Raw genomic sequence first — 20,150 nt, forward strand, 5'->3', positions numbered from 1 at the left:
GATAAAACGCGCAAGCGAAGCGGCAAAAACATGATATAGCGCCATAACAGAACAACTTATTAACATTAAATTAACTTGTAAAAGTCATAAGCTTTATCAGTTTTACTTGTCAAACGTCTGTTTTTTCAACATATCACTAAATGTTATCGAATTGGGTCATGCGCTGAGCACAGGCTGTGAAAAATGGCGCAGACAGCGACGGGATTTAAATGCCATAATCGGGACCGTCTCAAATTAACAACAATACCAGTACATGGTTTGCGCAAGGCGAAGGATTATTTTTATGAAGCTTAAGAACACACTCCTGGCGTCCGCACTTCTTTCCGCGACCGCCCTGTCTGCGAATGCCGCGACAGAGTTAACGCCGGAGCAAGCGGCAGCGTTAAAACCTTTTGACCAGACGGTCATTGTGGGTCGCTACAACTCCATTGGCGACGGCGTTGCCGCCGCGTCAAAAGCCGCTGATAAAAAAGGCGCGGCTTCGTTTTATGTGCTCGATCAGTCCGATCAGGGCAACAGCGGCAACCAGCGCGTCACCATTGCGCTGTACAAAGAAAATGCGCCTAAAGCGGATGAACAGAAAAACCGCGTGATTAACGGCATCGTTGAGCTGCCAAAAGATCAGGCGATTGCGCTTGAGCCGTATGACACCGTTACCGTTCAGGGCTTCTACCGCAGCCAGCCTGAAGTGAACGATGCCATCACCAAAGCCGCGAAACAGAAAGGGGCTTACTCTTTCTATATCGTGCGTCAGGTGGATGCTAACCAGGGCGGCAACCAGCGTATTACCGCGTTCATCTATAAAGAAGATGCGAAAAAACGCGTTCTGCAAAGCCCGGACGCTATCCCTGCTGATTCCGATGCGGGACGTGCGGCGTTAGCAAAAGGCGGTGAAGAAGCGAAGAAAGTTGAGATCCCGGGCGTCGCGACCTCTGCAGCGCCAAGCGCTGAAGTGGGCCGTTTCTTTGAAACGCAAACCACCAAAGGTGGACGCTATTCCGTCACTCTGCCGGATGGAACCAAAATTGAAGAGCTGAACAACGCCACTGCCGCGCAGATGGTACCGTTCGACAGCATCAAGTTTACCGGCAACTACGGCAACGGAACGGAAGTCTCTTATCAGGTCGCGAAACGCGCGGCGAAGAAAGGCGCGAAGTACTACCACATCACCCGCCAGTGGCAGGAACGTGGTAATAACATGACCATCAGCGCCGATCTGTATAAGTAACAAAACGGTTGATCTGAGGCGGCGTAATGCCGCCTTTTTTGTTACTTTTTTTCTAATTTCGGCCACACATCATTGCATGCTTTCCTGACACTCCGTAAAATCCCGCGCCTTAGTGTGATCCACCATTTTTATGCGCCCGTGCGAAATAATTATTCTGGATTTGGACCTTTCATAACAGGAAGCCAATGGAAAAGAAACTTGGCCTGAGTGCATTAACTGCACTCGTTTTAAGCTCAATGCTGGGTGCGGGTGTATTCAGTTTGCCGCAGAACATGGCGGCAGTCGCAAGCCCTGCCGCGTTAATTATTGGCTGGGCGATCACCGGCGTCGGGATCCTGCTGCTGGCATTTGCCATGCTGCTGCTCACCCGCATTCGCCCCGATCTGGATGGCGGCATTTTCACCTATGCCCGCGAAGGCTTCGGGGAGCTGATTGGCTTCTGTTCCGCATGGGGCTACTGGCTTTGTGCGGTGATCGCGAACGTCTCCTACCTGGTGATTGTCTTCTCGGCGCTCAGTTTCTTTACCGATACCCCTGAGCTCCGTCTGTTTGGTGACGGCAATACCTGGCAATCCATTGTCGGGGCATCTGTACTGCTGTGGGTAGTGCACTGGCTGGTATTACGCGGTGTCCAGACGGCGGCCAGCATAAACCTGGTTGCGACGCTGGCTAAACTTGTCCCGCTTGGCCTGTTTGTCGTGCTGGCATTTATTGCGTTTCGTCTTGACGTCTTTAAGCTCGACTTCACCGGTATCGCGCTGGGCGTGCCCGTCTGGGAGCAGGTCAAAAATACCATGCTGATCACCCTGTGGGTGTTCATCGGCGTTGAGGGTGCCGTCGTGGTTTCGGCCCGGGCGCGTAATAAGCGCGATGTCGGCCGCGCCACGCTGTTGGCCGTGCTGGCGGCGCTGGGGGTCTATCTGCTGGTGACGCTGCTGTCGCTGGGCGTGGTGGCGCGTCCTGAACTGGCAGAAATGCGTAATCCGTCGATGGCTGGGCTGATGGTGAAAATGCTCGGCCCGTGGGGAGATGTGGTGATTGCTGCGGGGCTTATCGTTTCCGTGTGTGGCGCTTACCTGAGCTGGACCATCATGGCGGCAGAAGTACCGTTCCTGGCCGCCACGCACAAGGCGTTTCCTCGCCTGTTTGCCCGCCAGAATAAAAACAATGCGCCGTCGGCCTCACTCTGGCTCACCAACATCAGCGTACAGGTCTGTCTGGTGCTGATCTGGCTCACAGGTTCGGACTATAACACCCTGTTGACCATCGCCTCTGAAATGATTCTGGTACCCTATTTCTTAGTGGGTGCGTATTTGTTAAAAATCGCGACGCGCCCGGCGCATTACATTGTCGGTGTCGGCGCCTGTATTTACGGTCTGTGGTTGTTGTATGCTTCCGGGCCTATGCATCTGCTGCTGTCGGTGGTGTTGTATGCGCCGGGTCTGCTGGTGTTTATCTATGCACGTCGCACGCATCAGTTGGAGAACGCCCTCAAGCGCCGTGAAATGGCCGCGATCGGGTTGTTACTGATTGCTGCCATACCGGCCACGTGGATGTTAATGGGATAGCATCGCCTTTCCCATTGTTGAACTGAAAAGGAGAATACGATGGGAAATGCACAGCAACGCCCAATATTGATCACCGGTGGAGGCCGTCGTATCGGCCTCGCCATCGCCCATCACTTTCTCAACCTTCGCCATCCGGTTATCGTCAGTTACCGCAGTGAATATCCCTCGATTGAAGGATTACGAAAAGCCGGTGCGGTTTGCATTCAGGCCGATTTTTCAACCGATGAAGGGATTCTTGCTTTCGCGGAGAAGGTGAAATCTACCACCAGCGGGCTGCGCGCCATTATTCATAACGCCAGCGCCTGGCAGGCCGAAACGCCTGCAACGCCGCTGAGCGAAACGCTCTCCTGCATGCTGCAAATCCACGTCAATGCGCCCTATTTGCTGAACCATGCATTGCAAGACCTACTGCGCGGCCACGGGCATGCCGCAGGTGACATTATTCATTTCACCGATTATGTGGTGGAGCGCGGCAGCGACAAACACATCGCCTATGCGGCCAGCAAAGCTGCGCTGGATAACATGACGCGTTCGTTTGCCCGCAAGCTGGCACCCGAAGTGAAAGTGAACGCCATCGCCCCGGCGATGATTCTGTTTAACGAACATGATGATGCCGAGTATCGCCAGCAGGCGCTGAATAAATCACTGATGAAAATCGCGCCGGGCGAGAAAGAGGTGATCGACCTTATCGATTATCTGCTCACCAGCTGCTACGTTACGGGCAGAACCTTCTCCGTGGACGGAGGACGCCCGCTTCGCTAGTGAAAGCGGCTCCAGAAGAAGATCAATACCCAGGCGCTGAGGCTCCAGCAGACCACTGCCCCGCCCAGCGCCAGCGGAAGCCGCATAAAACCGGTGAAGTACCACAGCGACAATAGATAGAAAAAATACGGGATGATGGACCACATTCCGAACACAATGGTGGCGCGCAGCGCTTCAATGCCACGCTCGGACGCAACGATGTAGTGCGCAATGAGCGCAAAGGTCGGAAAGAGCGGAATCAACCCGGCAATGTAGTAATTCTTCGTTTTCGCCAGCACCCCAATCAACAACACCACCAGCGCACCCAGCGCGGCTTTAATCAGCAGCCCCATCATTTTTTCCATAACAATCAAGAAACAATATGAGGCAGAATAACGGAACTGGCGTTAATTTAGAAAGATTAATGGAAGGTTAAGGTTGTGCGGTGTATGTTGGCTTTTTTCGCGATAACAGACGCAGTATGAATAAGATTGTTTATGTAGAAGATGAACCCGAAGTGGGACAACTGATCGCCGCTTATCTGGGTAAACACGATATGGACGTCATCGTTGAGCCTCGCGGCGATCGCGCTGAAGAGGTTGTGCTACGCGAAAATCCGGATCTGGTGCTGCTGGACATCATGCTGCCCGGTAAAGATGGCATGACGCTCTGCCGTGACCTGCGCGCCCGGTGGGAGGGGCCTATCGTGCTGTTGACCTCTCTGGACAGCGACATGAACCATATTCTGTCGCTGGAGATGGGCGCTAACGACTACATTCTCAAAACCACGCCGCCAGCCGTTCTGCTGGCCCGGCTGAGGCTTCATTTGCGCCAGCGCGCCAGCAGCGAACGCGAAACGCCCGCGCCGTCTCTTACGCCGCACAAAGCGATGCGCTTCGGTACGCTGTCTATTGATCCCATTAACCGCCAGGTGCTGCTCTCTGGGGAGCTTATCGCTCTCTCCACCGCAGACTTTGACCTGCTGTGGGAGCTGGCAACGCATGCGGGGCAAATCATGGATCGCGATGCCCTGCTGAAAAACCTGCGTGGCGTCAGCTATGATGGAATGGACCGCAGCGTGGACGTCGCGATTTCGCGCCTGCGTAAAAAACTGCAGGATAATGCCACCGAGCCATACCGCATTAAAACCGTGCGTAATAAGGGGTATCTGTTCGCCCCGCACGCCTGGGAAACCTGATTCCGTTATCCGGCTAGCATAACATGCGCGAAATGAAGGCATTACACAGCGATGCCCTCGCCTTCGCGCTTTTATTTATCCGTTTGCGCAACAATTAACTTGCTAAGCACGCGAACTCTCCCATACTTAAATCTTCATCCATCCTTTCTACAGCTAGCGCCGCCCCGTCTATATACAGACTCTTTTTCACCGTGAAGCTCTCACGCTACCTCTCCCATAAAATCTTGAAATGAGGATTTAAGCCCATGAAATATGTATAGCTACAATCAGGTAGAAGCCATCAAAACCAATCTTGAATGGATTGTTAATCAGGCAGCGCTTAGCCATTCCTCCCCCTCACGCGCCGATCAAAAAGCGCTCTTTGACCTCCTTGAACTTATCCAGTCTTACGAAATTCTCCTGGATTTAATAAACGAATTCGGGACCGATGTGATTGATATGCACATTGCGGAAGGCCTGGCCGTAACGGAAACACTCATCGCCAAGGTAAAAAAAAGTACGCGCGCGATGTAATGCGCTCTGCCCGACAGAGATGACGCTTTCCACACGCTAAAGAGACATGAAAACACCGTGGGTTTTTCGCATGTTTTACGAGAACCCGCCTTGCAGGCTCTCACTTCAGGATCATCGTTAAAGTACCCGTTGCATAATATTCTCATCATTGAATTAAAGATTTTACAGCCATTGCCGATACTACTCTGGTCCTTGCTTGTGACGCGTTCAGTGTTCAGTACTGTTTGCTTTAACCATCCGAACTGATTACATACCGCCTCATAAAAGCCAATCCTTAATATAAAGGGAACTTATGAGATTAAAATATGCAGCACTCATGCTCGCCGTTGCCATTACAGCCTGTGATAACAAAAAAGACGAGATCGGTTGTTCCTCTGAAATGTCCCAGTCAGCGCTCATGGATTTATTAAAAAAATCTGCTTATGAAGGACTCTCTGAACAGGTTGACAAATACCCTGACGTCACTAATCAGACCAAACGAAGCGCCCTGGACAAGATCAAACTAGCCATCACTGAAATCTCCACAACCTCAAGTGACACGGGTAGCACATTGAAAACATGTGAAGGTACCGTGACGATGACCCTACCTGCGAATGAATACGCTCAGCTTTCTGATGCTTACAGAAAGAACTTTAACCGTAATCTCGACAAGCAAATGGAAAGCCTGTCTTTAGATCACAACGCAAACACCTTTTCAAAACGCATCTCCTACACCGCACAGGCAACCGACGATCAGAAAAACGTTTTTGTAAAAGCCTCCTCTGATAATCCAATATCTGTGGGTGCTGCTGTACTTACATCGCTTTCCATCATCAACCCGATCGTTGAACAGCAGAAGATCCAGCAGGCTAAGGATGCCCAACAGAGCCAAATTGAAGCACAACAGCAGGCTCAACTAAGGGCGCAGCAACAGGCCCAGTATGAGGCAGAGCAGCAAATTGAGAGACAGACACAGCTGCAGGAACAAGAAAAAGCGGAGCAGCAGGCTCAACAGCAAAACGCTGGGAGCCTTGATCAGTCCCGAATGGCGTTTGCGAATGCCGACTCTGATTTGAATACCGCCTGGAGCACACTAACGCCAGCAAAGAAAAAGGAGTTACTGCCTTCTCAGCGCCAGTGGATCAAAACAAAGGATGCTATGTGTGGCAAAATTTCAATGCAGGGAACTGATTCTGAAGTTAAGAAAATGGTCGACTGCCAGACGCAAATGACCCTTTCAAGGACTGCTTTCATCAGAACACAATAACTGAAGCTCCTTTCAGGCTGGTGGCCAGTACTGAGCTGGCCCCAGCGTAATGCTTGATAATTTCCGGCGTGTCCTCTGACATTTCTTCAAGCATGACACATACACGCCTCGTCAGAACCGTAGTGATGTAAAATCATCTAAGATCAGTTTTTTAACTGCTCTAGCCCTTGTTGGGATGTCAGCTTTATGCCAAAAGCGGAATTAACTAATAACATTTTGTTGGATCTACGAGTTACAGGCCACAAGTCATCGCTATCACGGGTGCACCTGGATAAGGATTGCTCCTTCGATGGAAGACCTTTAGGGGGCATCCCCCCTTTAATTAAAGCTTGTAGCGAACATATACATTCTGCTTACGGTCTGCGGTATACACAACAGAACTGCTTAGATCTGCCTGCACGATTGGATGTGGATGGTGCTTTGTGCCCGATGCGCAATGTACAAATTGCGCAGGAGCCAGTAAGCTCGCATTACCTGGTTCCCACGAATGTTGAGAGCCATGATGAGGAACCTGTACCAGGCCAATTCTGTTCCAGCGTTGCGTTCCCAGATGGTTTTGGATATCTGAAATCACTGATGAAGTAAGATGAATATCGCCAGTACAGAGTGTGGCCAGCCTAACAGTGGGCATCTTCGCGTGCAAGGCAACGTGACAGTAATTACTCACATAAAATTGACAGGGTGTTGCTCTGATAGGTGCAGCATACATACATAGCGAAATATTATTTTTAGCCTTGCCAGAGTGACCAAAATGGTTTTCATAGCAATTTTTTAGAGTTTTCCTCCAGCCTGTAGGCATTTTCGATAACGGCTGGTGTAGGTTAATACTCATGATGGTGTTCTGAATATCTGTTTTGACATCAGATAAGAGACTACCTGAGTGCTTTGCGTACCACTGTCCGTTTCGCTTTTCAATCAACCCCAGGGCGGCAAAGTCTTTTTCTGCATTATAAAATACGAACTCAAAATCACTATTTAAGGCCTGAATAGAGCGATCATGGCGGAGAATTCTAACCCTTGAAGCGCCAGACATAGCAGAACCCAAAGAAAAATAATTCTGACTGAAACGTCTGACATCATCGTCCTGCTGAAAATCTCTCGGGTCTGGTTCAGGCTCATCATCACCATAGGGAACAGGTGAAGTATCCATCCCCCCCTGAATCAGTACAATCTCTTCAACATGAGTATCAAAATTTCTTGATGCCAGCCATTTAACTGGATTGAGTTGCATGAGCGCTGTTGACGGTGAAGTACCCTTTTTGCCCATAACCGAAATTTCTCGCACGGTCTGCGCCCATTCTGAAAATGGGAGGACAAGCGTTTTAACGCGACAGTGCTTCAGAATCTCTTCGACGCCGTTAACGTGATCATTATCGAAATGCGATAGCACTAGCATATCAATAGATTCTGGCCATCCGCGCCGGGTTATTGCCCCTAATACGCGGTTTAGCGTAGTCATGCTTGTGGAGCCACAATCATAAACCCATTTGAAATTCTCTCTTGTATCCAGGCTTTCTACAATACCTAATTTAAAAGTTCCATTCCCTACCGAGTGAAATTTTTGAGCCACTTTAAGCGATGTCATTTCTCTTCCTTAAATTTGGATGCAATTATGTTTAAGCACATCTGCCCCCGGGGTGGTATTTAAATATTATCGGCAAATTTCCGCCATTATTAAATGATGATTTAGGATTTCAGCTCTACATGAGTGTGCCAAATAACCACCTCGCTACCAGAGGCTCTAAGTCAGGCTTTAACGCCACTTCTGTCAATTCAGATGAGTTTGCAGGTTTGCCTGCAAGGAGAATCGCCCCCCAGGGCGCTGAAAAACGCTTCCGATAATCTTTGCACAAGACCAAACCACTGGTTCCATGAATTCAGTCAGTTCTATTGTGTCACTATGGGATATTACGGTAAGACGTCCGGGCATTCGCCGCAGACGCCCCTATCAGCTGGGTCATACATACGCGTGCTGGATGTTGTCGGCAGGTGCTAATCCTGCTTTTATAGTGAATCAGATGGGTCATGAGAATGCAGAGATGGTCTTCCATGTATACTCTGCGTGGATAAATGCTCTCGCTAGCGATCAGGTATCATTTTTGAATCAGCGCTTTGGTGGATATACAAATGCCCCTATAGTGCCCCTGAAGGTAAAAACAACGTAGTTAATTACTTGATTTTCCGGTGATATTTAATGAAAAAGCTGTTTGTGCAGTTTTATCTTTTGCTGTTTGTCTGCTTCCTGGTGATGACCATGCTGGTCGGGCTGGTCTATAAATTCACCGCCGAACGTGCGGGCAGGCAGTCGCTGGACGATCTGATGAAAAGCTCGCTCTATCTGATGCGTAGCGAGCTGCGGGAAATTCCCCCGCACGACTGGGCGAAAACCCTTAAAGAGCTGGATTTAAATCTGTCGTTCGATCTGCGCATCGAGCCATTGAAAGATTTCGATTTAGATGCCCCCACCCTGCAACGTTTGCGTGACGGGGACATTGTGGCGCTGGATGAGAAGTACACCTTTATCCAGCGTATTCCTCGCAGCCATTATGTACTGGCTGTCGGGCCGGTGCCTTATCTGTATTATCTGCATCAGATGCGCCTGTTAGACCTCGCCCTGCTGGCGTTTATTGCCATTTCACTGGCTTTTCCGGTGTTTATCTGGATGCGTCCACACTGGCAGGACATGCTGAAACTGGAATCTGCCGCGCAGCGTTTTGGTGAGGGTCATCTTACCGAGCGGATTCATTTCGACAGCGGTTCCAGTTTCGATCGCCTCGGCATTGCGTTTAACCAGATGGCCGATAACATTAACGCCTTGATTGCCAGCAAGAAACAGCTGATCGACGGGATTGCTCACGAGTTGCGTACCCCGCTGGTTCGCCTGCGCTATAGGCTGGAGATGAGTGAGAACCTGACCGAGGCGGAGAATCAGGCGCTGAATCGCGACATTGGCCAGCTAGAAGCGCTGATTGAGGAGCTCCTGACCTACGCGCGCCTCGACCGTCCGCAAAACGAGCTTAACCTCAGCACGCCGGATCTGCCCGTCTGGTTACAGGCGCATATTGATGATGTGCAGAGCGTTAATCCCCAACGCACGCTGTTAACGGCGGTGACGCCGGGGGATTACGGCGCGCTGGATATGCGCCTGATGGAGCGCGTGCTGGATAACCTGATGAATAACGCCATGCGCTACAGCGAGAGTACGCTGCGGATTGGCCTGGATTTGCAGGGCAATCAGGCGAGCCTGACCGTAGAGGATGACGGACCGGGAATTTCCCCGGAAGCACGAGAAACCGTGTTTGAACCCTTTGTCCGCCTCGACCCCAGTCGCGATCGCGCCACCGGAGGCTGTGGCCTTGGGCTGGCGATCGTCTACTCTATCGCCCAGGCGATGGGCGGCACGGTACATTGTGAGGAGAGCGAACTTGGCGGCGCGCGCTTCTGCTTTAGCTGGCCGGTGTACCATAACATCGTCCTTCCCGTCCCTGCCTGACCTCAACCGCACGCTGGCCTGACCCGGCGTGCTGTGCTATATGATAAGTATGTTGTAACTAATGAGAGTGTTTATGGCGACCTACGATCTCATCGAAAGGCTGAACAGCACCTTTCGGGAAATAGAACACGAGCTACTTACCCTGACAGAACGCCTGCAAACCTGCCGCCTGCTGGCCGCCCGCGTCTTTACTCTGCCTGATGTAGCCAAAGGGGCGGAACACGACCCGCTGAACACCATCGAAGTTGAACAGCACATCGGCAGCGCCGCATTTGAGCTGGCCATGAAGCACTATCGCCACCTTTTTATCCAGCAGCAGTCTGAACATCGCAGCAGCAAGGCGGCCGTCCGTCTGCCTGGCGTGATCTGTCTACAAACCGATGCGACAATGCGTGAAACGCTGGAAGGCCAGATTACCCATATCAACAGCCTGAAAGCGGCCTTTGAAAAGATCGTCACCGAAGAGTCGGGCCTCGCCCCTGCCGCCCGGTTTGAGTGGGTGCACCGTCAGCTTCCGGGGCTGATTACCCTGAATGCCTATCGCACGCTGACGGTACTGCGTCACCCCGCCACGCTGCGCTTCGGCTGGGCGAATAAGCACATCATTAAAAACTTCACCCGGGATGAGATTCTGGCGCAGCTTGAGAAAAGCCTGAAAGCACCGCGTACGGTTGCCCCCTGGTCTCGCGAGCAGTGGATTGAGCGTCTGGAGCAGGAGTATCACCGCATCGCCTCGCTACCGGCGGACACGCGCCTTAAGATAAAGCGCCCGGTGAAGGTGCAACCTATTGCCCGCGTCTGGTATTCCGGGCAGCAAAAGCAGGTGCAGTATGCCTGCCCAACGCCGCTGATTGCGCTCTTTGATGCCGATCAGGGGGCCATCGTGCCGGATATTGGTGAGCTTTTGAATTACGATGCGGACAATGTCCAGCACCGTTACAGACCTCAGGCGCAGCCGCTACAGCTGATTATTCCACGGCTGCACCTGTATGTGGCGGGATGATTATTTAAGACTGCCGACCATCGCTTCCGGGCGAACCCAGGCGTCGAACTCAGCCTCTGTCAGATAGCCCAGCGCCAGGGCGGAGGCTTTCAGCGTCAGCCCCTCTTTATGCGCTTTTTTAGCGATCTCGGCGGCTTTGTCGTAGCCAATATGGGTATTCAGCGCCGTCACCAGCATCAGGGATTCATTGAGCAACTGGCTGATGCGCTCGCGATTTGGCTCAATCCCTACCGCACAATGCTCGTTAAAGCTCTCCATCCCGTCCGCCAGCAGACGAATCGATTGCAGAACGTTGTGGATCACCATCGGGCGATAGACGTTCAGCTCGAAGTTGCCGGACGCGCCGCCCAGGTTGACGGCCACGTCGTTGCCCAACACCTGACAACAGAGCATGGTCATGGCTTCGCACTGGGTCGGGTTGACTTTACCCGGCATGATGGAGCTGCCCGGCTCGTTTTCCGGGATGCTGATTTCACCGATGCCGCAGCGTGGACCCGAGGCCAGCCAGCGCACGTCGTTGGCGATTTTCATTAATGATGCCGCCAGCCCTTTCAGCGCGCCGTGGGTGTGGACCAGCGCATCGCAGGTTGCAAGCGCTTCAAACTTGTTTGGCGCCGTGACGAACGGCTGTCCGGTGATGCTCGCCAGCTCTTCAGCCACGCGCACCGCATATTCCGGATGAGTATTTAACCCGGTACCCACCGCCGTACCGCCGAGCGCCAGCTCCGCCAGATGCGGCAGGCTGTGGTCGATGTGCTTCAGGTTATGTTCCAGCATCGCCACCCAGCCGGAAATCTCCTGCCCGAGCGTCAGGGGCGTGGCGTCCTGCAGGTGCGTACGGCCGATTTTAACGATGTCGCGGAAGGCCTGCGCTTTCTCGTTGAGCGTGGTTTTGAGCACGTTGAGCTGCGGGATAAGCTGCTCGCGGATGGCAATCACCGCCGCCACGTGCATCGCCGTCGGAAAGACGTCGTTAGAACTCTGACTTTTGTTGACGTCATCATTCGGGTGAACCTTACGCTCCATGCCGCGCACGCCGCCCAGCAGTTCACTCGCCCGGTTCGCCAGCACTTCGTTCATGTTCATGTTGCTTTGGGTGCCAGAACCGGTCTGCCAGATGGCGAGGGGGAATTCATCGGGATGCTTGCCCGCCAGCACTTCGTCGGCGGCGTTGATGATGGCGGTCGCTTTGTCTGCCGTCAGCAGGCCTAAATCCTGGTTCACTTTAGCGGCTGCACGTTTGGTGAGCGCCAGCGCCTGAATCAGCGAGACGGGCATTTTTTCAGTTGAGATACGGAAATGCTCCAGCGAACGCTGGGTTTGCGCGCCCCATAGCTTGTCGGCGGGGACGTCGATGGCGCCCATCGAGTCTTTCTCATGGCGTACCGTGGTCATTACTTTCTCCTTGATAACAAAAGAGGGATTGCTCACATGCTTAAGGGATAAGTATTGATGACTTCTGAGAAACGTTATGGCGCTTTGTGCGCTCTTTTTGGTGTCGGGTGGCGCTGACGCTTACCCGACCTACCAGACTCGTAGGCCGGGTAAGGCGCAGCCGCCACCCGGCAATTTACAGAATTACTTCACACACGCCGAACACTGAGAAGACTGGATCTGTTTGAAGAAGTCGTTACCTTTGTCATCCACCAGGATAAACGCCGGGAAATCTTCCACTTCAATTTTCCAGATCGCTTCCATACCCAGTTCCGGGTATTCCACGCACTCCAGGCTCTTGATGCTGCCCTGCGCCAGCACCGCTGCCGGGCCGCCGATGCTGCCCAGGTAGAAGCCGCCATGCTTGTGGCAAGCGTCCGTCACCTGCTGGCTACGGTTACCTTTCGCCAACATGATCATGCTGCCGCCGTTGGCCTGAAGCTGGTCAACGTAAGAGTCCATGCGGCCTGCCGTAGTCGGGCCTAACGAGCCGGACGCGTAGCCTTCAGGCGTTTTCGCCGGGCCTGCGTAGTAGATTGGGTGATCTTTAATGTACTGCGGCAGCCCTTCGCCGTTGTCCAGACGCTCTTTCAGCTTCGCGTGCGCAATGTCGCGGCCCACGATAATCGTGCCGTTCAGGGAGAGACGGGTCGAGACCGGATATTGAGAAAGCTGCGCCAGAATCTCTTTCATCGGACGGTTCAGGTCCACGCGAACCGCTTCCCCCTCACCCGCTTTACGCAGTTCTTCCGGGATGTATTTGCCCGGGTTGTTCTCCAGCTTCTCGATCCAGATGCCGTCGCGGTTGATCTTCGCCTTGATGTTACGATCCGCCGAGCAGGAGACGCCCATGCCCACCGGGCAGGATGCGCCATGGCGCGGCAAACGGATCACGCGAATGTCGTGCGCGAAGTATTTGCCGCCAAACTGTGCGCCCAGCCCCAGGTTCTGCGCTTCGGTCAGCAGTTCCTGCTCAAGCTGCACGTCGCGGAACGCCTGGCCGTGTTCGTTCCCTTCTGTCGGCAGGCCGTCGTAGTATTTGGTCGACGCCAGCTTGACGGTTTTCAGCGTGCTTTCCGCTGAGGTACCGCCGATCACGAAGGCGATATGGTACGGCGGACACGCTGCGGTGCCGAGGGTACGCATTTTCTCAACCAGGTAGTTTTTCAGCTTGCCCGGGGTGAGCAGCGCTTTGGTTTCCTGGTAGAGGTAGGTTTTGTTAGCCGAACCGCCGCCCTTGGCGATGCAGAGGAATTTGTATTCGTCGCCATCGACGCTGTAGAGGTCAATCTGAGCAGGCAGGTTGGTGCCGGTATTGACCTCTTTGTACATATCCAGCGCCGCGTTTTGCGAGTAGCGCAGGTTATCTTCGATATAGGTGTTGTAGACGCCGTGCGCCAGCGCCGCTTCGTCACCGCCGCCGGTCCAGACGCGCTGGCCTTTCTTGCCGGTGATAATTGCGGTACCCGTATCCTGGCAGGTCGGCAGAATGCCCTTCGCCGCGATATCCGAGTTACGCAGGAACTGCAGCGCTACGTACTTATCGTTCTCGCTGGCCTGCGGATCGCTCAGGATATCGGCAACCTGCTGCTGATGCGCCGGGCGGAGCATAAACGAAGCGTCGTGGAAGGCCTGCTGCGCCATCAGCGTCAGCGCCTGCGGGTCAACTTTGAGGATCTCCTGTCCCTCAAACTCAGAGACAGAAACGTAATCGCGGGTTAACAGGTAATACTCGGTCCGATCCTTACTGAGGGGAAAAGGATCCTGATAATGAAAGGGTTTGTTCGACATTGTTCTCTCACTTACTGCTTCGGTCTGATTGTTCAGGGCAGATGTTCCGCTGCCCGGCTTAAAAGCGAGTCAGCTTATCCTACACAATTTTTTAACAAAAACTGAGACTAGTACGACTTTTTACATCCGCAGGTTACTTCCACGCGGTTTATTGCTTTAATACCCGGAGTTAATTCCACATTTGAATCAGGGCTTGATAATGCAAAAACTCATCAACTCAGTGCAAAACTACGCCTGGGGAAGTAAAACTGCGTTAACGGATCTCTACGGTATCGCCAACCCGGACAACCTGCCGATGGCAGAGCTGTGGATGGGCGCGCACCCGAAGAGCAGCTCAAAAATTGAAGACGCCAGCGGCCAGGTACGCAGCCTGCGCGACGTGATTGATGCCGATAAAGCCGCACTGCTGGGCGACAAGGTTGCCACGCGTTTTGGCGAGCTGCCGTTCCTGTTTAAGGTACTGTGCGCCGACCAGCCGCTCTCCATTCAGGTTCACCCGAACAAGAAAGCCTCTGAAATCGGCTTTGCGAAAGAGAACGCGGCGGGGATTCCATTAGACGCGGCTGAACGTAACTACAAAGATCCGAACCACAAACCGGAGCTGGTTTTTGCTCTCACCCCTTTCCTGGCGATGAACGCGTTCCGCGCGTTTTCGGAGATCGTTTCTCTGCTGCAACCTGTCGCGGGTGCTAACAAGGCTATCGCCCACTTCCTGGAAAACCCGAACGCGGACGCGCTGAGCCAGCTGTTCGCCAGCCTGCTGAATATGCAGGGCGAAGAAAAATCTCACGCGCTGGCAGTGCTGAAAGCCGCACTGAACAGCCAGCAAGGTGAGCCGTGGGAGACCATCCGTCTGATTTCCGAATTCTACCCGGACGACAGCGGCCTGTTCTCTCCCCTGCTGCTGAACGTGGTGAAGCTGAACCCGGGCGAAGCGATGTTCCTGTTTGCCGAAACCCCGCACGCCTACCTGCAGGGCGTAGCGCTGGAAGTGATGGCCAACTCGGATAACGTGCTGCGCGCGGGCCTGACGCCAAAATACATCGATATCCCTGAGCTGGTCGCCAACGTGAAGTTCGTGGCGAAGCCTGCCGACGAACTGCTGACTCAGCCGGTGAAAAACGGCGCAGAGCTGGACTTCCCGATCCCGGTTGAGGATTTTGCGTTTTCTCTGCACGACCTGAGCCAGGCCGAAACCGCCATCTCACAGGAGAGTGCGGCGATCCTGTTCTGCGTTGAGGGCGAAGCGACGCTGCAGAAAGGCCAACAGCGTCTGGTGCTCAAGCCGGGCGAGTCGGCTTTTGTTGCAGCGAACGAGTCGCCGGTTAGCGTGAGCGGCACCGGTCGTCTGGCGCGCGTTTTTAATAAGCTATAAGCACTTACTGAATTTTTTAACAACTCTTGCTAAGCTAGTTTAAGGCTTTATATCTCCGGGCGGTTTTTACCGCCTGGTTTCATTTTAGGGATAGTCGCAATGAAAAAATCGGTCGTAGCGGTTGGAGTGATTGTAGCGTTAGGCGTGGTCTGGACGGGAGCCTCCTGGTTTACCGGGAAACAGCTAGAAGGCCGTCTGGCTGAGATGGTCGCGCAGGCTAACGGAGAGATTAAGCGCAGCGCGCCGGAGGCTGGCGTTGAGCTTAGCTATCAGAACTATCAGCGCGGCGTGTTTACCAGCCGTATGCAGATGGTGGTGAAACCTGTAGCAGGAAACGCCAATGCCTGGCTGAAGCCAGGCCAGAGCGTGGTGCTGGATGAAGTGGTCAGCCATGGTCCGTTCCCGCTGGCACAGTTAAAATCGTTTAATCTGATCCCATCAATGGCGTCCGTTCACACGGTGCTGGTGAATAACGACGTCACCAAACCGCTGTTTGATCTGGCAAAAAATACCTCACCTTTCGAAATCAATACCCGCATCAGCTATGCCGGTGACACGAGTTCCGATATTGCGTTGAAAGCGCTGAACTACGAGAAAGAGAACGAGAAGGTCGCCTTCAGCGGGGGGAACTTCAAACTGGACGCTGACCGCGACGGAAACGTGTTCTCTCTGACCGGTGAAGCAGAAAGCGGCATGGTGAACGCGGTTAACGAATATAACCAAAAGGTTCAGCTCAGCTTCAACAACCTGAAAGCCGACGGCAACAGCCGTATGACCGACTTTAAAGAGCGTATTGGCGATCAGAAGCTCTCTCTCGATAAGATTGCAATCGCGGTTGAAGGTAAAGAGATGGCCGTGCTGGAAGGCATGGACGTGAACGGCAAATCCGACATTTCCAAAGACGGCAAGAATATCAATACGCAGCTGGATTACGCCCTGAAGAGCCTGAAGGTGCAGAATCAGGATCTGGGGACCGGAAAATTAACGCTGAAGATCGGCAATATCGACGGCCAGGCGTGGCACGAATTTAGCCAAAAATACAGCAAAGAGAGCCAGGCACTGCTGACCGATGCCGCGCTGCAGCAGAATCCGGAAGTGTACCAGCAGCAGGCGATGGCGGTGCTGTTCAACAACCTGCCAATCCTGCTGAAAGGCGAGCCGGTGATCACCGTCGCACCGCTGAGCTGGAAAAACAGCAAAGGTGAAACCAACTTCAACCTGTCTCTGTTCCTGAAAGATCCGGCAGCTGCAACGGGTGAACCGCAGACGTTGGCGCAGGAAGTGGATCGCAGCGTGAAGTCGCTCGAGAGCAAGCTGACCATCCCAATGGACATGGCGACCGAGTTTATGACCCAGATTGCGAAGCTGGAAGGTTACGGCGATGAAGACGCTGGCAAACTGGCGAACCAGCAGGTGAAAGGTCTGGCTGCGATGGGCCAGATGTTCCGCATCACTAAAGTGGAAGACAACACGATTTCCACCAGCCTGCAGTATGCCAACGGCCAGGTAACCCTGAACGGCGATAAAATGCCGCTGGAAGATTTTGTCGGCATGTTTGGTATGCCCGCTCTGGGGATGCCGGAACCGGCTGAACCTGCAGCGCCAGCCGAACCGGCGTCACCGCAGCCGTAAACGTCAAAACCCCTCCTATGAGGGGTTTTTTATTGCCGGGTGGCGCTGACGCTTACCCGGCCTACGACTCGGGGCCGTTGTAGGCCCGCGCAAGTGCCCGGCGCTATTTCACCGTGACCAGTCGCGCCGCCACAATCTGGTGCCCGGCCTGGACATCGGTATTTTCGATGCGCTGCATGATCCTGTCCGCCAGCGTGTAGCCCATTTCGCGCGCGGGGGTAGTCGCCCAGACGATGGGCAGATCGTCGAGCGCGTTTTCGCCTACATCGGCAAATGCACCCAGCGCTACCTGATGGCCGAAGAAGGTTTCAACGCCCCCTTCACCGCTCTGACGTCCGGCGCGGATCAGGCCAAACCAGGCGCCCATCGCAATCACGTCGTTGTAGCAAATTACGGCGCTAATGGTCGGGCTGGCGCGCAGCAGCGAACCAATCGCTTCCGCCGCCATCTTTTGGCTGGATCCACATTCCACCACCCACTCACTGTGGAACGGCAGCCCGTATTTGATCAGCGTCGAACAGTAGCCGCCTACCCGCTCGGCGCGCGTGAGCGATGAGCTTTTCCCGCCGAGCCACGCAATACGCTGGTGTCCGCGACGAATAAGATGCTCGGTCAGCATTTGTGCAGCCTGCATGTTATCCGGACGCAGCGTATCGGCTTCGTCGAGATAGCTGGCGCGGGAAGCAAAGACCAGCGGTACTCCCTTCTCTGCGGCGCGCTCACACAGCTCGCTGCCCACACCCGACGCCCCCGCCACGATCACGCCATCAACCCCCTGCGTCAACAGCATATCCAGCCGGGACAGCAGCTGCTCGGCGTCGCGACCACCGTGCAGTAAAAACACCATCCGTCCCTGTGCCTCTAGCGCTTCCGTTAATCCGGCCGTGAGCTCCGCATAAAACGGCGAGGTTAAGTCGCGAACGATCAAACCAATCACCCCACTTTGCCCACCGCGAAGCGCGGACGCCTGGCGGTTACGCACAAAGCCCAGTTGCTCAACCGCCTCGTTGACCCGCTGTCCGGTGGCGGGGGAGATACGCCCCTTCCCGCTTAAAACCAGCGACACCGTGCTGACGGAAACGCCAGCCGCGAGGGCAACATCATTGATGGTGATCTTTTTCGCTACAGCCATGGGTTGGCGTGACTCCCTGATAATGAGATCGGTAAAACGTTTTATCAATACGTTATCTTTATACTACCAGTAAAAGCCTGAGAATGTGATTTAGCGCGCACTAAAGTTTGATAAAACGTTTTATCTTCTCGCTGCATTGAAGCAGGTAAACTATTTTTAACCATCAAGGAGTCGTTTTATGACGGCGAAAGCAGCACAAAAAATATCGCTGTGGGAGTTTTTCCAGCAACTGGGTAAAACCTTTATGCTGCCCGTGGCACTCCTCTCATTCTGCGGGATCATGCTGGGGATCGGCAGCTCCCTGAGCAGCCATGACGTCATCACGCTGATCCCGTTCCTCGGCAACCCGGTGCTGCAGGCGATCTTCATCTGGATGAGCAAAGTCGGCTCCTTTGCGTTTAGCTTCCTGCCCGTCATGTTCTGCATCGCCATCCCGCTGGGCCTGGCGCGCGAGAATAAAGGCGTAGCCGCCTTTGCGGGCTTCGTGGGCTACGCGGTGATGAACCTTGCGGTTAACTTCTGGCTGACCGCAAAAGGCATTCTGCCTACCACCGACGCTGCCGTACTGAAAGCCAATAATATTCAGAGCGTGATTGGTATCCAGTCTATCGACACCGGGATCCTCGGTGCGGTGATCGCGGGTGTGATCATCTGGATGCTGCACGAACGCTTCCACAATATCCGCCTGCCGGATGCCCTGGCCTTCTTCGGCGGTACCCGCTTTGTCCCGATTATCACCCTCGTGGTCATGGGTCTGTTTGGTCTGATCATTCCGCTGATCTGGCCTGTCTTCGCGATGGGTATCACCGGTATTGGTCGCATCATTAACGGCGCGGGTGATTTCGGTCCGATGATCTTCGGTACCGGTGAACGTCTGCTGCTGCCGTTTGGTCTGCAGCACATTCTGGTGGCCCTGATTCGCTTCACCGAAGCGGGCGGGACGATGGAGGTGTGCGGTCACGACGTGAGCGGTGCGCTGACGATCTTCCAGGCGCAGCTGAGCTGCCCGACCACCCACGGCTTCTCTGAGAGCGCAACCCGTTTCCTGTCTCAGGGCAAAATGCCTGCCTTCCTGGGCGGCCTGCCGGGCGCGGCGCTGGCAATGTACCACTGTGCTCGTCCGGAAAACCGTCATAAGATTAAAGGCCTGCTGATTTCCGGTGTGATCGCCTGCGTCGTTGGCGGCACAACCGAGCCAATCGAATTCCTGTTCCTGTTCGTCGCGCCGGTGCTGTATCTCATTCACGCCGTGCTGACCGGTCTGGGCTTCACCGTGATGGCGGTGCTGGGCGTCACCATCGGTAACACCGACGGCAACGTGATTGACTTCGTGGTGTTCGGGATCCTGCACGGCTTGTCCACCAAGTGGTATCTGGTGCCGGTCGTGGCGGCAATCTGGTTTGCGGTCTACTACGGCATCTTCCGCTTCGCCATCACCCGCTTTAACCTGAAAACACCGGGCCGTGATGCTGAAACAGCGACCAGCGTTGAACAAGCGGTTGCAGGGACGGTAGGAAAATCAGGTTACAACACCCCTGCCATTCTGGCAGCGCTGGGCGGTGCGGATAACATCACCTCGTTGGATAACTGCATTACCCGCCTGCGTCTGTCGGTGGCGGATATGTCGAAAGTGGATACCAATGCGCTGAAAGCTAACCGCGCCATCGGTGTGGTACAGTTAAATCAGCATAATTTGCAGGTGGTTATCGGCCCGCAGGTACAGTCGGTAAAAGATGAACTGGCAACCCTGATGCGAACAGTAGAAGCCTGATGCCTCAGCCCCCTCTCATGAGGGG

The 20,150-nt window shown here is 54.0% G+C and carries 16 protein-coding genes; 11 read left to right on the forward strand and 5 right to left on the reverse strand.

Annotated elements, in window-relative coordinates; translation table 11 throughout:
- Nucleotides 1–283: 283 nt before the first annotated feature.
- The 3 genes from ydgH (at nucleotide 284) to folM (ending at nucleotide 3,558) form a co-directional block, all read left to right on the forward strand.
- A complete protein-coding gene (gene ydgH, locus AC2T6E_RS03425) occupies nucleotides 284–1,228 on the forward strand; it encodes a DUF1471 family protein YdgH (protein WP_010430434.1) in 945 nt (314 codons plus the stop codon).
- 185 nt (nucleotides 1,229–1,413) lie between these two features.
- A complete protein-coding gene (locus AC2T6E_RS03430; RefSeq protein ID WP_148399446.1) occupies nucleotides 1,414–2,796 on the forward strand; it encodes an amino acid permease in 1,383 nt (460 codons plus the stop codon).
- Between the two features lie 39 nt (nucleotides 2,797–2,835).
- Nucleotides 2,836–3,558 carry a dihydromonapterin reductase gene (gene folM / locus AC2T6E_RS03435; RefSeq protein ID WP_214604966.1) on the forward strand — a complete coding sequence of 241 codons (723 nt, stop codon included), beginning with the start codon at nucleotides 2,836–2,838 and terminating at the stop codon, nucleotides 3,556–3,558.
- Here the strand turns inward: folM and AC2T6E_RS03440 are convergent.
- On the reverse strand, nucleotides 3,555–3,890 hold the full coding sequence (locus AC2T6E_RS03440; protein ID WP_148399854.1) for a GlpM family protein: 336 nt from the start codon (nucleotides 3,888–3,890) through the stop codon (nucleotides 3,555–3,557). The two genes, folM and AC2T6E_RS03440, sit on opposite strands and share 4 nt — an antisense overlap.
- A gap of 128 nt (nucleotides 3,891–4,018) precedes the next feature.
- Here AC2T6E_RS03440 and rstA point away from each other — a divergent pair, with 128 nt between their 5' ends.
- From rstA to AC2T6E_RS03455, 3 genes are all read left to right on the forward strand, one after another.
- Complete coding sequence (gene rstA, locus AC2T6E_RS03445; RefSeq protein WP_010430424.1) at nucleotides 4,019–4,735, forward strand: two-component system response regulator RstA; 717 nt, start codon at nucleotides 4,019–4,021, stop codon at nucleotides 4,733–4,735.
- A 252-nt stretch (nucleotides 4,736–4,987) separates the two neighbouring features.
- Nucleotides 4,988–5,248: a hypothetical protein gene (locus AC2T6E_RS03450; protein WP_486690572.1), complete on the forward strand. Its 261-nt coding sequence runs from the start codon at nucleotides 4,988–4,990 to the stop codon at nucleotides 5,246–5,248.
- Between the two features lie 292 nt (nucleotides 5,249–5,540).
- Nucleotides 5,541–6,494, forward strand: a complete 954-nt coding sequence (locus AC2T6E_RS03455; RefSeq protein WP_486690574.1) for a lysozyme inhibitor LprI family protein — start codon at nucleotides 5,541–5,543, stop codon at nucleotides 6,492–6,494.
- A gap of 322 nt (nucleotides 6,495–6,816) precedes the next feature.
- On the opposite strand, the gene AC2T6E_RS03460 is transcribed toward AC2T6E_RS03455, so the two are convergent.
- Complete coding sequence (locus AC2T6E_RS03460; protein ID WP_486690576.1) at nucleotides 6,817–8,079, reverse strand: hypothetical protein; 1,263 nt, start codon at nucleotides 8,077–8,079, stop codon at nucleotides 6,817–6,819.
- 609 nt (nucleotides 8,080–8,688) lie between these two features.
- Between AC2T6E_RS03460 and rstB the strand changes: the two genes are divergently transcribed.
- Together rstB and tus are read left to right on the forward strand one after the other, a co-directional pair.
- Nucleotides 8,689–9,987 carry a two-component system sensor histidine kinase RstB gene (gene rstB, locus AC2T6E_RS03465; RefSeq protein WP_108416878.1) on the forward strand — a complete coding sequence of 433 codons (1,299 nt, stop codon included), beginning with the start codon at nucleotides 8,689–8,691 and terminating at the stop codon, nucleotides 9,985–9,987.
- Between the two features lie 73 nt (nucleotides 9,988–10,060).
- Nucleotides 10,061–10,990 carry a DNA replication terminus site-binding protein gene (gene tus, locus AC2T6E_RS03470; RefSeq protein ID WP_108416877.1) on the forward strand — a complete coding sequence of 310 codons (930 nt, stop codon included), beginning with the start codon at nucleotides 10,061–10,063 and terminating at the stop codon, nucleotides 10,988–10,990.
- Here tus and fumC read toward each other — a convergent pair whose 3' ends face one another.
- Both fumC and fumA read right to left on the reverse strand, forming a co-directional pair.
- Entirely contained in the window at nucleotides 10,991–12,385 is a 1,395-nt protein-coding gene (gene fumC, locus AC2T6E_RS03475; RefSeq protein ID WP_126815410.1) for a class II fumarate hydratase, read from the reverse strand.
- A gap of 183 nt (nucleotides 12,386–12,568) precedes the next feature.
- Nucleotides 12,569–14,215 (reverse strand): class I fumarate hydratase FumA, encoded by a 1,647-nt coding sequence (gene fumA, locus AC2T6E_RS03480; protein WP_126815409.1) that lies wholly within the window; start codon nucleotides 14,213–14,215, stop codon nucleotides 12,569–12,571.
- A gap of 199 nt (nucleotides 14,216–14,414) precedes the next feature.
- Here fumA and manA point away from each other — a divergent pair, with 199 nt between their 5' ends.
- Together manA and AC2T6E_RS03490 are read left to right on the forward strand one after the other, a co-directional pair.
- The gene (gene manA, locus AC2T6E_RS03485) at nucleotides 14,415–15,590 is read left to right on the forward strand and encodes a mannose-6-phosphate isomerase (protein WP_486690579.1); all 1,176 of its coding nucleotides are present in this window, start codon (nucleotides 14,415–14,417) and stop codon (nucleotides 15,588–15,590) included.
- A 99-nt stretch (nucleotides 15,591–15,689) separates the two neighbouring features.
- Nucleotides 15,690–17,222 (forward strand): YdgA family protein, encoded by a 1,533-nt coding sequence (locus tag AC2T6E_RS03490; protein WP_486690581.1) that lies wholly within the window; start codon nucleotides 15,690–15,692, stop codon nucleotides 17,220–17,222.
- A 103-nt stretch (nucleotides 17,223–17,325) separates the two neighbouring features.
- Here AC2T6E_RS03490 and AC2T6E_RS03495 read toward each other — a convergent pair whose 3' ends face one another.
- Nucleotides 17,326–18,354, reverse strand: coding sequence for a Mal regulon transcriptional regulator MalI (locus AC2T6E_RS03495; protein ID WP_126815407.1), 1,029 nt, complete (start codon nucleotides 18,352–18,354; stop codon nucleotides 17,326–17,328).
- Nucleotides 18,355–18,532: 178 nt separating this feature from the next.
- Here AC2T6E_RS03495 and malX point away from each other — a divergent pair, with 178 nt between their 5' ends.
- Entirely contained in the window at nucleotides 18,533–20,125 is a 1,593-nt protein-coding gene (gene malX / locus AC2T6E_RS03500) for a maltose/glucose-specific PTS transporter subunit IIBC (RefSeq protein ID WP_089599526.1), read from the forward strand.
- Nucleotides 20,126–20,150 lie beyond the last annotated feature (25 nt).

It is taken from the genome of Enterobacter sp. B79-1, assembly GCF_057444735.1.

Coding starts and splice junctions, on each gene's coding strand:
- ydgH (WP_010430434.1), top strand. CDS start 284: ATGAAGCTTAAGAACACACTCCTGGCGTCCGCACTTCTTTCCGCGACC.
- AC2T6E_RS03430 (WP_148399446.1), top strand. CDS start 1,414: ATGGAAAAGAAACTTGGCCTGAGTGCATTAACTGCACTCGTTTTAAGC.
- folM (WP_214604966.1), top strand. CDS start 2,836: ATGGGAAATGCACAGCAACGCCCAATATTGATCACCGGTGGAGGCCGT.
- AC2T6E_RS03440 (WP_148399854.1), bottom strand. CDS start 3,890: ATGGGGCTGCTGATTAAAGCCGCGCTGGGTGCGCTGGTGGTGTTGTTG.
- rstA (WP_010430424.1), top strand. CDS start 4,019: ATGAATAAGATTGTTTATGTAGAAGATGAACCCGAAGTGGGACAACTG.
- AC2T6E_RS03450 (WP_486690572.1), top strand. CDS start 4,988: ATGTATAGCTACAATCAGGTAGAAGCCATCAAAACCAATCTTGAATGG.
- AC2T6E_RS03455 (WP_486690574.1), top strand. CDS start 5,541: ATGAGATTAAAATATGCAGCACTCATGCTCGCCGTTGCCATTACAGCC.
- AC2T6E_RS03460 (WP_486690576.1), bottom strand. CDS start 8,079: ATGACATCGCTTAAAGTGGCTCAAAAATTTCACTCGGTAGGGAATGGA.
- rstB (WP_108416878.1), top strand. CDS start 8,689: ATGAAAAAGCTGTTTGTGCAGTTTTATCTTTTGCTGTTTGTCTGCTTC.
- tus (WP_108416877.1), top strand. CDS start 10,061: ATGGCGACCTACGATCTCATCGAAAGGCTGAACAGCACCTTTCGGGAA.
- fumC (WP_126815410.1), bottom strand. CDS start 12,385: ATGACCACGGTACGCCATGAGAAAGACTCGATGGGCGCCATCGACGTC.
- fumA (WP_126815409.1), bottom strand. CDS start 14,215: ATGTCGAACAAACCCTTTCATTATCAGGATCCTTTTCCCCTCAGTAAG.
- manA (WP_486690579.1), top strand. CDS start 14,415: ATGCAAAAACTCATCAACTCAGTGCAAAACTACGCCTGGGGAAGTAAA.
- AC2T6E_RS03490 (WP_486690581.1), top strand. CDS start 15,690: ATGAAAAAATCGGTCGTAGCGGTTGGAGTGATTGTAGCGTTAGGCGTG.
- AC2T6E_RS03495 (WP_126815407.1), bottom strand. CDS start 18,354: ATGGCTGTAGCGAAAAAGATCACCATCAATGATGTTGCCCTCGCGGCT.
- malX (WP_089599526.1), top strand. CDS start 18,533: ATGACGGCGAAAGCAGCACAAAAAATATCGCTGTGGGAGTTTTTCCAG.